Source organism: Herbaspirillum sp. Sphag64 (assembly GCF_014192645.1).
Classification (GTDB): Bacteria; Pseudomonadota; Gammaproteobacteria; order Burkholderiales; family Burkholderiaceae_D; genus Herbaspirillum.
In genome coordinates, this window is the sequence record NZ_JACHYE010000013.1 from 1 (window position 1) to 12,959 (window position 12,959).

Below are 12,959 nucleotides of genomic sequence, written 5' to 3' on the forward strand. Positions count from 1 at the left end.
TAAACTTTTTACCAAACCCCTCGCAAACCCACGCCCACACTCACTCTCTTCGAACAAACAAAAAAAACCAACACCATAAACAACAAGGCCATCCCGCAGGGATGGCCTTGTTGTTTGCTTCATTATCCGCGTACATGCTTACTATCCAGCAGGCGATAGGCTTTACCGAAAAAGGTGCAGCCAGCGACGTCGGCAGTTACCCGATATCATTGAAGGTGACACCTACCAATGCCTATTAAAGATGGATCCCACAACACCCTCGCACAATGCAAAAGCGCATCATATTGTCACCGCCGGAGAAGGCTTACCAGCTGACAAACGCACATTAGCCGTTGTCACTCTCTCTATCGCAGTGGGATTAGCCACACTGGATACCGCCATTGCCAACACCGCCTTACCCGTGATGGCAATAGATCTGCACACGACACCGGCAGCCTCTGTTTGGATCGTGACCGCTTATCAGCTGGCAATGATGGTGTCCCTGCTGCCGTTGGCTGCGCTGGGAGAAATCGTTGGTTACCGGCGTATATATATAGGCGGCCTTGCGCTGTTCACCGCAGCATCATTGCTGTGTGCAGTCTCTTGGTCACTGCCAACGCTAGTGGTAGCACGCTTTCTGCAGGGACTGGGTGGCGCCGGCATCATGAGTGTCAATTCGGCGCTGATACGTTTCATTTATCCGTCCAAGGGTCTTGGGCGCGGCGTGGGGCTCAATACACTGATTGTCGCTATTGCCTTTACCGTTGGTCCCAGCGTGGCTTCAGCGATTCTGGCGATCGCTCCCTGGCCGTGGTTGTTTGCGGTCAACGTTCCACTCGGCCTGATTGGCTTGGCTCTGGCCATCCCGTCGCTTCCGTTCACGCCTAACTCTACGCATCATTTTGATATGAAGACGGCATTGCTGAATGCTGCGGCGTTTGGCTTGCTGATTTTAGCTATCGGCGAAGGTGCGCACCAGGCATCTGCCAACGTCGTCGGACTTGAATTTGCGGCTGCACTTATTTGTGGCGTCTTCCTTCTACGCAGACAGGCATCGCATCCCGCACCGATGCTGCCGGTCGACTTGTTCCGGCGTCCGATGTTTGCGCTCTCTGCAGTGACTGCTGTGTGTTCGTTTGCGGCACAAGGGCTGGCCTTCGTCTCACTGCCTTTTTTCTTTCATCACGACCTCGGACGGACTCAGGTGGAAATCGGTTTGCTAATGACGCCCTGGCCGGTTGCAGTCGCCATCATGGCACCCATCGCAGGACGTCTTTCTGATCGCTATCCTGCCGGCATCCTTGGTGGTGTCGGGCTGGCGTTGCTGAGTATCGGCATGCTACTGATGGCGTTCATGCCGGGACAACCCAGCGTATTTGATATCTCCTGGCGCATGCTGTTGTGTGGAATGGGTTTCGGTTTCTTTCAATCACCTAACTTGAAGGCCCTGATGACGAGCGCACCCGCTGAGCGCAGTGGCGGCGCAAGCGGCATCGTGGCCACTGCACGATTGTTTGGACAAAGTATTGGTGCGGCATTGGTCGCCTTGTGTTTCAGCGTCTCGATGTCGCATGGATCACGGCTGGCGCTAGGGCTCGGCGCTGGCTTCGCGGGAGCGGCTTGTCTGGCAAGCTTTCTCCGACTGCTGACAAACAATCCTGCTGCGCCACGGACACCCAGGTGAAGCAATCGGCTTACTCAAATTTTTCTCAGCAGCAACAATAAGGAACTGATCACAACGGTATATACAAAGAGCAAGGGAATCCAGGAGTATCTATGCATCGCTATTGCTAAATGGAATGGATGTTCTGCTACGATAGATACATTATCGCGTCAGCTGCATCTGTCTCGGTCGATATGATGATCGGGTGAAGCCTTCGGCCCCCGAACGACCACTACTTCACTATTTGTTTCAAAGCGAGATTTCAGCGTGTTCAAACGGATTGCCCCTGACCAGTTACGTCTTGGAATGTATATCCAGGAAATTCCGGGACCATGGATGAATCATCCATTCTGGAGGGGTTCTTTCAAACTGGAAAAACGCGAAGATCTTGAAATATTGCGACACGGCAATATCGAGAAGATCGTCATCTGCACTACCAAGGGCGTGGATGTCCTGCCGGAAGAAGAGAAAGAAGTCGCCACCACGACAACGGTAGCTGCTACATCAGACAGTAAGCAAGAGAAAGAAGCCGAAACGGCAGCGGAAACCAAACCGGTACCTGCGAAGCTGAACATCAAGGTCAGCGTCGAACAGGAGCGGGTCACGGCAAGCCGTATTCTGACTTCATCCAAGCAAGCCATCATGACCATGTTCAATGAGTCACGCATGGGTAAAGCCGTTGATGTCAAGCAAGCCTTACCAATTGTGCAGGAAATTACCGCGTCGGTATCGCGCAATTCAGGCGCGCTCATCAGCCTGGCACGACTCAAGAATACTGACGACTACACTTATATGCATTCGGTGGCAGTTTGTGCTTTGATGATTGCGCTGGCGCACAAGCTGGGACTATCCCCTGAACACACCAGACAAGCAGGTGTGGCGGGACTATTACATGACATCGGCAAGATGGCAGTGCCGTCGGATATTCTGAACAAGCCTGGCAAACTCACGGATGACGAGTTCACCTCGATCAAGAAGCATACCGTGGCAGGCCATGAAATTCTGCGCAACGTCAACGGCATCAGTGAAGCGGCTCTCGATGTTTCCCTGCATCATCACGAAAAAATTGACGGCAGCGGGTATCCGTTTAATCTGCGTGGTGGCCAGATTTCCCTCTTCGCCAAAATGGGCGCGGTGTGTGATGTCTATGATGCAATTACCTCCGACCGTCCCTACAAGCCGGGTTGGGAACCAGGTCATTCAATCAAACGCATGGCCTCCAACGAGGGGCATTTTGACGAAATCATTCTAGAAGCGTTCATCAAGAGCGTCGGAATCTTCCCGACCGGATCTTGCGTATTAATGATGTCGGGAAAAATTGGGATTGTGCTGGATCAACATCCGGGATCGTTACTCACACCAAAAGTGAAGACGTTTTTCTCTACCCGCACCATGGCACCGATTCCAATTGAAATCATCGACCTCGCCGCTAGCAGGACTAGCGACAAAATTGTGTCGCACGCTGATCCGAGCAAATACAAGCTGCCCAATCTGGATGCCGTCTGGGGACCTCGCGTAGCATTCTGAAACTGACGAAGCCTGCCCGGCGCTATTGCCTGCTAGTCACGCACCGCAAAAGCCGCGGTTGCCGCCAGCTCGTCAAGTAAGGCGACGGTAGCACAGGCAGGGACATCATAAGGATTGAGGGTGCCGTTGCTGGAATACTTCAACAATAACGAACGATTGATCTTGTCCAAGCTCACTTTGCCCATCGTCCAGGACGAATATCGACGTACGGCAACTTCCTCGTAGCAAAGCAGTACCACATCGCGGTGGCGGGGATCCTGCAGCAGACGCACATACAATTGATTGACCTGATCGCGGCCCCCTTCGAGTGCCTGGACAAAGATTTCATCGCTATGACAGAGCACACCCGTGATCCCATTACTGGGGTTATGTCGACGCGAGGCCGACAAGATACCTTCCATTGACTCATGGCTGATCGCTGTCGAGGCGCGGCTTGCGTAAATCAGTCTTACTAACATGCTTACCCCTTGCGGATGAGAGAAAGAAACTCGCGGCGCAAATCAGCGTCGCGCAGGAATGAACCACGCATGACACTGTTGATCATCTTGGACTCCGTATCCTTGACACCACGCCAGTGCATGCAGAAGTGATCGGCTTCCATCACCAGTGCCAGGCCATCCGGTTGCAGCTTTTGCATCAGCAAATCAACCACTTGCGATACAGCTTCTTCCTGAATTTGCGGCCGACTCATGATCCATTCGACCAGACGTGCATACTTGGACAGCCCGATCAGATTCGAGTGCTCATTGGGCATCACGCCGACCCAGACCTTGCCCATGATCGGGCACAGGTGGTGGGAACAGGCACTACGTACTGTAATCGGTCCAACAATCATGAGCTCATTGAGGCGCTCAATATTGGGAAATTCGGTGACCGGTGGCGCAGGCTGGTAACGACCACGAAAAACTTCCTGCAGATACATTTTAGCAACTCGCTTGGCGGTATCCTGGGTGTTGTGATCGCTCTCAATATCAATCACCAGGCTTTCCAACACACCAACCAGCTTGGATTGCACCTCGGCTTGCAGCGCCTCGAGTTCACCTTCACGGATAAAGGCGGCAATATTGTCGTTGGCGTGAAAGCGAACGCCTGCGGCTTTGATGCGGGCGCGAATCCGCGCTGACACCAGTGCGTCATGCACGCTTTGTTGTGGTTGCTCTGTGGCCATTATGAACTGGGGTGCGATCGCACTTGCAATTGAAAGTAGCCACATTATGCCTTGAAACGCCAAATCGGTTTGGATCGTGCCCGGTCAGGAAAACCTATGTCCAGACGGTAGCAACTCCGCGCAAAATAGCGCCTGTAGTGACATTCTTGATGTATCCTCTGGAATATTAAGCTTTATTTGCTAGAATTGAGTAGGTGTCTATTTGTGTCGGCAAGCTTCGGCAACTGGCTCCTTGATCGGCTTTCGATTTGTTTAGGTGTGGGGAAATCATGAATCAGCGGCGCATCGCTCATCGCGCAGGACTGACGGGCTTAGGGTTAGGTCTGTGCTTACTAAGTGCCTGCGGCACCCCGCCGCCGCCAGTCGTGCCTGGTCCGACTAGTGTTCGCCCACCCTACCCAGTCGCTAATATTGAGAGCAATGGCGCGATCTTTCGTGTCAACAGTGCGCAGTTGTTTGAAGAACCGAATGCCCACAATATCGGCGACATTCTGAAAATCAATATCTCAGAGTCGCTGTCCGGCAGCACCAAGTCCACAACCAACAACAGCCGTGCGACCTCTCTCAAACAGGTTGGTCCTGGTGCGGGCAAGTCCATGAGCGGATTGCTGGCATCGATTTTCAATATCAATGACACCGCCACTGGCGCAGACTCGTTCAAGGGATCTGGTCAGACTGATAATTCCAATACGATGACCGGTGTACTCATGGTCACCGTGACTGAAGTGCTGCCTAATAACAATCTCGTCGTTGCTGGTGAGAAACGCATCAGTATGAATGGATCGATCAATACGCTGCGCTTCTCTGGCGTAGTCCGTACCCGTGATATTCATGGGGGTAATGTCGTGTCATCGAGCGATGTAGCCGATGCCAGACTCGAGCAGATCGGTGGCGGTGGAGTTGCTGACGCTAATCAACAAAATGCCTTGCAGAAATTCTTCCGGGATATCCTGACTTTCTGGTGATTCAGGCATCATCCTGAGTTACTCACAGCGATCTCAAGACCCGCTGAAAGTCGAAGTGTCTTTCTTTGCCTTTTTGTCCGGGACAACCACCAAGACATCAACCAATGGTCCCAGCTTGCTCGTCGTCGATCCCCACTTATCCTGTCCAAATGAGCCAATCTGGTATTGCGCTGTACCAACGACCCGGCCTTCTCGGCGCAAGGTAAGTGAAGCGTAGGCAAGATAAGGGGAATAACTGCTGCTGAATGCCTTGACGTCCCATTTGATGAACGCGTTGTAGGCCATGGTCAGCGGGCAATTGGTAGGCTGGGTTCCTGCATTGTAGACACGGCTGAGCACACCATGCTTTTGCAGCTCGGATTGCAGGCTGGGCACAAAGTCGCTCAACGCCACGGAGCCATTCCATTCAATACAGACTTCCTTGATCTCATCGTGATCAAATACATTCGAACTGTCTGCCTTATGCGGCAGTAGTGAGCCCGCGGCATTGACACCGGTACCGACCAGACTGGCAGCATCCAGCACCGTGCTGAAACAGCCCGACAAGGAGGCGGCAGACAAAAAGACGAAAATAAGTTTGACCATGCTGACGACCGATTGGACTGAAAAGCAGACTGAAAAACAGACTCAAAAGCAAATTGATAACATCTGCCGGCATACCAACTATTTTTGCACCAATTAGCGCAAGAATACACACTAATATGCCATTGTCGATGTATTTGCAGCAACACCTATTATATGACGCGCAGCGGGCCAAGATCGTCACTAACGATTTCACTGGTCACACCAGCAATTCTGTCGGCAATCAGGCGACTGCTTCCGCAAGCCGTTGTCCAGCCATTGGAGCCATGTCCAGCGTTCAGGTATAGCCTGGCATACGAAGTTGCACCAATGAGTGGAGCGCCATCCGGTGTCATCGGACGCAGGCCCGCCCAATACTGCAAGCGACTCATGTCGGCACCATTAGGATATAGTGATTTGAGTGACTTGATTGCCGTCGCGCAATCCCTTGGTGACACCCGCGTATCCCAATTACCAATCTCTGCCGTGCCCGCAGCGCGGATATGGTTGCCCATTCGCGTAATGGCGACCTTGTAATATTCGTCCATGACGCCACTACGCGGCGCAGCCGCAGCATCCGTGACGGGTGCAGTAATCGCATACCCTTTGACCGGATAGACCGGCAAGGACAAACCCAGCGGGGCCAGCAAGGATACCGACGCGCTGGCACAGGCCACGACATAGGCATCGGCTTGCAGCAGAGCTGACTGACCATGCTCGTCATCGACATGTAACCCGGTCAATTCCCCGCCAGCATGTGCGAGTGCACGCACCGCGGTACCGAGTCGAAAAACCACACCCTGCGTCTTGAGCCACTCCGCCAGCGCGCGCGCAAACAAGGGACAATTGCCGGTCTCGTCCTGGGGCAATAGCATGCCACCGACAAGTTGCCCTCTGGCCGCCTCCAAGGCAGGATCAAACGCCATGCATCCAGCCACATCCAGCAACTGAAAAGGAACACCAGCCTCGGCCAGTACCCCGGCTGCCAGCCCAGCGTTGTCCAGTCCTTCCTGGGTCCGGAATACTTGGAGATTCCCGCCCGTAGTCTGTTCATACTGGATATCCAGTCGCTCGCGTATCGCCTTGAGCTGACTATGGCTATACCGCGCCAGACGCCCCATGCGCGCCTTATTGATGGCATAGCGCTCGGCATTGCATTGCGACAGGAACTGCCGCAACCACCGCCACTGATGACGATCCAGACGCGGACTCCAGCGCAGTGCGGTCTCCATGCCAAGCCAGCTCTGCACCGTCCACTTGAGCGCCTTGGCCGGCATACCCGGTGCCGCCCATGGCGTCGCATAGGAGGGGCAGACATGACCGGCATTACCGAAACTGGTTTCTACGGCGACCTCGCGCTGACGATCGACTACGGTCACGGTGTAACCCTTTTCGTGCAGGAAGTAAGCGGTGGTCACGCCGACAATCCCAGCGCCGAGAACGATGATATGCATGATGAGAATAGGTTTTGCCAGCGCAGAGAAAGCATGGCAACGATCGCAGAATAAGGTGACTATTCTAACCAATAAGTAGACCCGATAAGCACGGCAAGCAGCGCTATCTGCATGCGCATGTTCTCCTTTACAATTGCGAAGCCTTCAGGAGAAGACCGACAGTTGTTAGTGATTGAAGGCCGCTGGTACGCTTCCTGCAATGGTGAACGCGTTCAGGCAAAAATCAAAAGGGAATCACAATGTATCAATGGGACTTTGCCTCGCTCTGGCAATTCCGTAACATCATCGCGGTGGGTTTCGGCTATACGCTGGCCTATACCGTGGCGTGCGTCGCGCTGGGTTTATTGCTGGGACTGCTGGTCGGGCTCGGTCGGCTGTCAAGCAATCCGCTGATATCCGGCCCATTGCGCGCCTATGTCGAGCTGTTTCGCTGCACCCCGGTATTGGTGCAGCTGGTGTGGTTCTACTATGCCTTGCCGGTACTAGCAGGGATCGAAATGTCAGCCGGTACTGCCGCCTTGGTCTCGCTGACTCTCTATGGCGGTGCCTTCTACTCGGAAATCATCCGTGGCGGCATCATCTCCATCGATGTCGGCCAGACCGAAGCCGGCAGCGCACTGGGCATGACCCGTCTGCAATTGATGCGCCGGGTGATTTTGCCGCAGGCATTCAAGCGCATGACACCACCACTGGTCAGTCAATCCATCATGCAGCTCAAGAATACTTCACTGCTGTCGGTACTGGCCGTTCCCGACCTGCTCTACCAAGGTCAGATCATTGCCCACGAAACCTACCGTCCACTGGAAATCTACACACTGGTAGCAGTCATGTATTTCCTGATCTTGCTACCAGCGACCATCTGGGCCAAACGCCTGGAAACGCGCCTGAACCAACAACAAGGGGCCTGAGTCCATGCGCGACGTTAACCTTCAAGTCATGATCGACATCCAGAATCTGAAAAAGTCCTTCGGCGACCATGTCGTGCTCAAGGACATTTCGATGCAAGTCACCAAAGGGAGCGTGGTCGCCATGATTGGCCCCTCCGGCTCCGGCAAATCGACTCTGCTACGTTGCATCAACCTGCTGACCGTGCCGGAGCATGGCAGCATTCGGGTTGGTGAGCAGCAGTTCAGTTTCGGCGCTGGAAAAAAGGGCTCGACACCGTTGAAAGACCGCGAGCTTGCAAAGTTTCGTACCAATACAGGGATGGTATTTCAGCACTTCAACCTGTTCCCACACATGACCGCTCTGGAAAACGTCATGGAAGGGATGCTCACCGTACTGCGCAAACCCAAAGTCGAAGCCCGTGCGCAAGCACAAGCGCTGTTGCAGAAAGTCGGTTTAGCCGATCGCGCTGACATCTACCCACAACGCCTCTCCGGCGGACAAAAGCAACGGGTGGCAATTGCCCGTGCACTGGCCATGCAGCCCGGCGTGATGCTGTTTGACGAAGCCACCTCGGCGCTAGATCCGGAATTGGTCGGCGAAGTACTGAACGTGATTCGCTCGCTAGCAGCAGATGGCATGACCATGATTCTGGTCACGCATGAGATCGCCTTTGCCCGTGAAGTGGCCGATCAGGTGGTCTTTATGCGTGATGGCGTAGTGGTCGAAGCTGGCCCACCTGAGCAAGTCATCGATCAGCCACGGCAAGCGGCCACGCAAGCCTTTCTGTCACGCTTCAACGGTTAAGGACTACCATGAGCGCCCGCCTCGACCTGCTCGACGATACGGATCGCAAGCTCATTGCGCTGTTGCAGGCCTCGGCGCGCGAGAGCGTTGCCAACCTGGCGCGCAAGCTTGGCGTGGCGCGCACCACCGTCGTTGCTCGTCTGGCGCGGCTGGAAAAGAACAATGTCATCGCGGGTTATACCGTCAGACTTGGGCAAGACATCAGCGATAGCGGCCTGCGTGCCTATGTCGGCATCACGGTCGAACCAAAAACGGCACGCGAAGTACTCAAACGTTTCAAGCGCATTCCGGAAGTTGAACAACTCTGCTCAGTCAGCGGCGAGTTTGATTACGTCGCCTGGCTACGCGCCGACTCCGCCGAGCAACTAGACAAACTGCTCGATGAAATCGGCGAGATCGAAGGCGTCATCAAGACCACGACCTCGATTGTCCTGTCACGCAAGATTGATCGCTGACCGGCAGACACACCATCTGCCGAACCAGCCTCCATACTGAGCGTTGATTACAGAGGGATTTGTGGCGGCACATCTTCTGGGCGCACGCCGGAGAGCTTCTGCAAATTCTGCAAGACTGTCGTCTTGATCTTGCCAGCGGCACGCTCCTGCTCGATCCACTTGTTGACGGTCTCCAGCCAGGCCTTGTCGTCTTCCTTGGGCACCGCGATATTGGTCGAGGTTGCCTCCAGTGGCATCGGCACAATCATGGTGCCCAGGCTGGGGTTCTTTTTCAACACATTCAATGCCAGCAGCCAGACCAGTACCTGCACATCGACCCGGCCGGTTTGCAGCGCAAGCGTCGCATCGTCTGCCTTTTCCAGGCGCACGATGGTGGCGTTCGGACAGACGCGAGAAATCATCTGATCGTGGGATGAACCGATATCCACGCCAATCTTCACGCCGGGATTATTCAGCTCAGCCCAGGTCTTGGGTGCAAAGCCCTTCTTGGCGACAATCGTGAAGGCATTATTGAACAGGGGCTCGGAGAACCCGACCGCTTCACGGCGTACCGGTGTCGGATTCATGCCAAAGAACACATCAATCTTGCGCGTCTGCAGGTCCAGTACCGAATTGCCCCAGGTAGTTTCCTGCACTTCCAGCTTGACGTTCAGGCTGGCCGCCAGACTGCGGGCGAAATCCACCATAAAGCCACCCCATTCACCGCTGACCAGATCCTTGTTGTAGTAAGGCGCCTGTCCGCGTACACCGCCGATACGCAAGACTTTGGTGCGCTTGATACGCGCCAGGGTGTTTTCCCCCGCGACGCTTTGCGCGAACGCTGCGGGTAAAGAACCGGCAGCGGCGAGTCCTGCGAGATTAGTGATAAAGCGACGGCGGTTTGGCATTACTTTTCTCCCTGATAGAAATCAATAGGCAAAGGGCTCTACGACCCTAGTACCTGCTCTGACGGCAACGCGTCGTTGGCGCCGGTTATCAATTCTAATCCTAAGCCGCCACTGCTGGCAGAGCCATGCATCAAGACATCCATGAGTCGCGATTCAAAATGCCACCATCGCAAACACTACATGATGTAAGTTTATGCACATCATTTTGACTAGAAACACACAATAATCACTACAACATTGGTCTTTTTATCGTATCGAACCCCGTCTAAGATGAAGTCATTCATCAACACCGCAGGGGAATCTGTCATGACTACCAAGGATCAAAAAAATATTGCACTGCTCGGCGCCGGTCATATCGGTAGCGCCATTGCACAACGCCTTGCCGGTAGCGGCGACTACCGGGTCACCGTCATCGATCGTGAAGACAGTGCGCTGCAGCACATCGACAGCGCAAACGTCAGCACCCGGGTCGCCAACTCAGCCGATCCGGCGGTACTGGCGCCGCTGCTGCGCGAAGCCGATATCGTCATCAATGCACTGCCCTACCATCTGGCAAGCACTGTCGCTGCGGTGGCCAGAGATACCCACACCCACTACTTTGACCTGACCGAGGATGTCAGCGCGACCAGACAAATCAAGGCCATCGCGCGTGATGCCGATACGCTGTTTATGCCCCAATGCGGTCTCGCACCAGGATTCATCGGCATCGCCGCCCATGCACTGACGGCCTCGTTCGATCAAGTGCTTGACGTCAAGATGCGGGTCGGCGCACTACCCGAGTTCCCCAATAACGAGCTCAAATACAATCTCACCTGGAGTATTGATGGCCTGATCAACGAGTACTGCCATCCCTGCGAAGCGCTGCATGATGGTCATCCAGTCGCCGTCGATCCACTGGAAGGGCTGGAGCACTTTTCACTCGATGGCGTTGAATATGAAGCTTTCAATACCTCTGGCGGACTCGGCACCCTGTGCGATACGCTGGCTGGGCGCATCCGGAATCTGGATTACAAATCGGTTCGTTATCCAGGGCATCAGGAAAAAATGAAATTCCTGCTCGACGATCTCGGGCTTAAACGTGAGCCAGAACTGCTCAAGAGTATCCTGCGTAAAAGCATTCCCGGCACGATGCAGGATGTGGTGCTGGTATTCATTACGGTAAGCGGTCTGCGCGAAGGACAATTGATGCAGGAGGTATTCAGTCGCAAGATCTTTTCAACCCATGCCAATGGGTGCCACGAAAGTGCGATCCAGCGCACCACAGCGGCCGGTGTCTGTGCCGCGGTTGACCTGTTCGTTGCAGGACGCTTACCACAATCAGGCTTCGTCGCCCAGGAGCAGGTACAGCTCGACGACTTTCTCGCCAATCGTTTTGGCAGCGTCTATAGTCAGGTACGTGGTGTATGATGACTTTGCTGCGCGTAAAATAGCAGTGCGTAGCAACATCTTCGGTTCATTGTGCGACCCTTCATTCGGAGTTCTCTGTCTCGTGCGCAACACCAATCTTCCAAACACGCATCCGATCTCCCTTTCCACCGCATCTGCCCGCCAAACTGGCTTTGGCAAAGGGAAAGTTCTGACCGTCATGGCTCTCCTCGCAAGCACGGCCATCAGTGGCTGCGCCAGCTACAGTGCAGTTACCGCTGAAGACGGCGATGGCAACTATCGACTGACCGCCAACGGCATGAGCTACACCATGTCCATGAATGCGTTGACCGCCACCAGCCGTGAGAAAGCAACCAGCTGGTGCGACGCTCAGGGTAAGGACATGCAGTTGCGACAACAGGCACGCAGCTGGCAGCCGATGCAGGTAGAACTCAGCTTCCGCTGCGTACCCCGACAAGGCAAGGGGGACCCAGCGTCTCAGGAACAAGGGAAGTCATTGACGACTTTCAAGTAAGATTTCCTATCGGCCAGGCTTGAGGATTTTGTGTTCTCCTGGCCCGATTTGTCAGGGCATTTGCTATCATGCATACGGTGCCGCGGGTAGTTCACTCTTGTCATTGCGGCATGTTCAGGTGCCCCAGGAGCCACCCATGCAGCCGAGACCATCGAATTCGTCCGGAACAATTGACGATGCAACGCTGGATATTGCCGCCAGAATGTTTGTCATGGCGCGGCACGGTGACGCTGCTGGATTGCGTGCAAGCCTGTCCGGTACAAGTCCTTCAAGCGCAAGTCCGTCAACCACCAGCCCGGTCAATCTGCGGGACCACAAAGGCGATAGTTTGCTGATGGTCGCGGCTTACCATGGTCATACCACCGCCGTCGACATACTGCTAACCCACGGCGCCGATCCCGATATCCGCAATCATCATGGCCAGACTGCCATTGCCGGCGCCGCCTTCAAAGGACATGTCGAGGTCGTCGAAAGCCTGCTCAGGCATGGTGCAAATGTCGAAGGAAGTTCCCCCGAAGGGCAGACCGCATTGATGATTGCCGCCATGTTCAATCGCACCGAGATCGTCTCACTGCTGCTGGCCCATGGTGCCAATATCCGGGCGCGCAGCAATAATGGCAGTACCGCTATCGAGGCTGCAACCGCGCTCAACGCCCCCGATACGGTTGCGATTCTGGCCGAACACCTAGCCAAAACTCCGCCCTGAGA

15 protein-coding genes are annotated in these 12,959 nt (G+C 54.6%); 10 read left to right on the forward strand and 5 right to left on the reverse strand.

The features are described 5' to 3' along the window. From FHW66_RS20750 to FHW66_RS17135, 3 genes are all read left to right on the forward strand, one after another. On the forward strand, positions 1 to 239 hold a 239-nt coding region (locus FHW66_RS20750), incomplete at its 5' end, for a hypothetical protein (RefSeq protein ID WP_221197052.1). 2 nt (positions 240 to 241) lie between these two features. Next, positions 242 to 1,663 (forward strand): MFS transporter, encoded by a 1,422-nt coding sequence (locus FHW66_RS17130; RefSeq protein WP_183381044.1) that lies wholly within the window; start codon positions 242 to 244, stop codon positions 1,661 to 1,663. Between the two features lie 246 nt (positions 1,664 to 1,909). Then, complete coding sequence (locus FHW66_RS17135) at positions 1,910 to 3,169, forward strand: HD-GYP domain-containing protein (RefSeq protein WP_183381045.1); 1,260 nt, start codon at positions 1,910 to 1,912, stop codon at positions 3,167 to 3,169. Between the two features lie 32 nt (positions 3,170 to 3,201). Here the strand turns inward: FHW66_RS17135 and FHW66_RS17140 are convergent, their stop codons facing one another. Together FHW66_RS17140 and folE are read right to left on the reverse strand one after the other, a co-directional pair. After that, on the reverse strand, positions 3,202 to 3,627 hold the full coding sequence (locus FHW66_RS17140; RefSeq protein WP_183381046.1) for a BLUF domain-containing protein: 426 nt from the start codon (positions 3,625 to 3,627) through the stop codon (positions 3,202 to 3,204). Between the two features lie 2 nt (positions 3,628 to 3,629). Then, positions 3,630 to 4,337, reverse strand: a complete 708-nt coding sequence (gene folE / locus FHW66_RS17145) for a GTP cyclohydrolase I (RefSeq protein ID WP_183381047.1) — start codon at positions 4,335 to 4,337, stop codon at positions 3,630 to 3,632. Positions 4,338 to 4,606: 269 nt separating this feature from the next. On the opposite strand from folE, the gene FHW66_RS17150 reads away from it, so the two are divergent. Next, positions 4,607 to 5,302 (forward strand): flagellar basal body L-ring protein FlgH, encoded by a 696-nt coding sequence (locus FHW66_RS17150; RefSeq protein ID WP_183381048.1) that lies wholly within the window; start codon positions 4,607 to 4,609, stop codon positions 5,300 to 5,302. A 33-nt stretch (positions 5,303 to 5,335) separates the two neighbouring features. Here the strand turns inward: FHW66_RS17150 and FHW66_RS17155 are convergent, their stop codons facing one another. Next, on the reverse strand, positions 5,336 to 5,887 hold the full coding sequence (locus FHW66_RS17155; RefSeq protein ID WP_183381049.1) for a cell division protein FtsI: 552 nt from the start codon (positions 5,885 to 5,887) through the stop codon (positions 5,336 to 5,338). 149 nt (positions 5,888 to 6,036) lie between these two features. Beyond that, positions 6,037 to 7,317 (reverse strand): D-amino acid dehydrogenase, encoded by a 1,281-nt coding sequence (locus tag FHW66_RS17160; protein ID WP_183381050.1) that lies wholly within the window; start codon positions 7,315 to 7,317, stop codon positions 6,037 to 6,039. A gap of 239 nt (positions 7,318 to 7,556) precedes the next feature. On the opposite strand from FHW66_RS17160, the gene FHW66_RS17165 reads away from it, so the two are divergent. Genes FHW66_RS17165 through FHW66_RS17175 form a run of 3 tightly spaced genes read left to right on the forward strand, consistent with a single transcriptional unit; the run spans position 7,557 to position 9,464 of the window. Then, complete coding sequence (locus tag FHW66_RS17165) at positions 7,557 to 8,225, forward strand: amino acid ABC transporter permease (protein WP_183381051.1); 669 nt, start codon at positions 7,557 to 7,559, stop codon at positions 8,223 to 8,225. 28 nt (positions 8,226 to 8,253) lie between these two features. Continuing rightward, entirely contained in the window at positions 8,254 to 9,009 is a 756-nt protein-coding gene (locus tag FHW66_RS17170) for an amino acid ABC transporter ATP-binding protein (RefSeq protein WP_183381124.1), read from the forward strand. An 8-nt stretch (positions 9,010 to 9,017) separates the two neighbouring features. After that, positions 9,018 to 9,464 carry an Lrp/AsnC family transcriptional regulator gene (locus tag FHW66_RS17175; RefSeq protein ID WP_183381052.1) on the forward strand — a complete coding sequence of 149 codons (447 nt, stop codon included), beginning with the start codon at positions 9,018 to 9,020 and terminating at the stop codon, positions 9,462 to 9,464. A 47-nt stretch (positions 9,465 to 9,511) separates the two neighbouring features. On the opposite strand, the gene FHW66_RS17180 is transcribed toward FHW66_RS17175, so the two are convergent. After that, positions 9,512 to 10,351, reverse strand: coding sequence for a transporter substrate-binding domain-containing protein (locus FHW66_RS17180; RefSeq protein ID WP_183381053.1), 840 nt, complete (start codon positions 10,349 to 10,351; stop codon positions 9,512 to 9,514). Positions 10,352 to 10,657: 306 nt separating this feature from the next. Here FHW66_RS17180 and FHW66_RS17185 point away from each other — a divergent pair, with 306 nt between their 5' ends. From FHW66_RS17185 to FHW66_RS17195, 3 genes are all read left to right on the forward strand, one after another. Next, the gene (locus FHW66_RS17185) at positions 10,658 to 11,758 is read left to right on the forward strand and encodes a saccharopine dehydrogenase family protein (RefSeq protein WP_183381054.1); all 1,101 of its coding nucleotides are present in this window, start codon (positions 10,658 to 10,660) and stop codon (positions 11,756 to 11,758) included. A 178-nt stretch (positions 11,759 to 11,936) separates the two neighbouring features. Further along, positions 11,937 to 12,251 (forward strand): hypothetical protein, encoded by a 315-nt coding sequence (locus tag FHW66_RS17190; protein WP_183381055.1) that lies wholly within the window; start codon positions 11,937 to 11,939, stop codon positions 12,249 to 12,251. A gap of 136 nt (positions 12,252 to 12,387) precedes the next feature. Beyond that, a complete protein-coding gene (locus tag FHW66_RS17195) occupies positions 12,388 to 12,957 on the forward strand; it encodes an ankyrin repeat domain-containing protein (RefSeq protein WP_183381056.1) in 570 nt (189 codons plus the stop codon). The last annotated feature ends 2 nt before the right edge of the window (positions 12,958 to 12,959 follow it).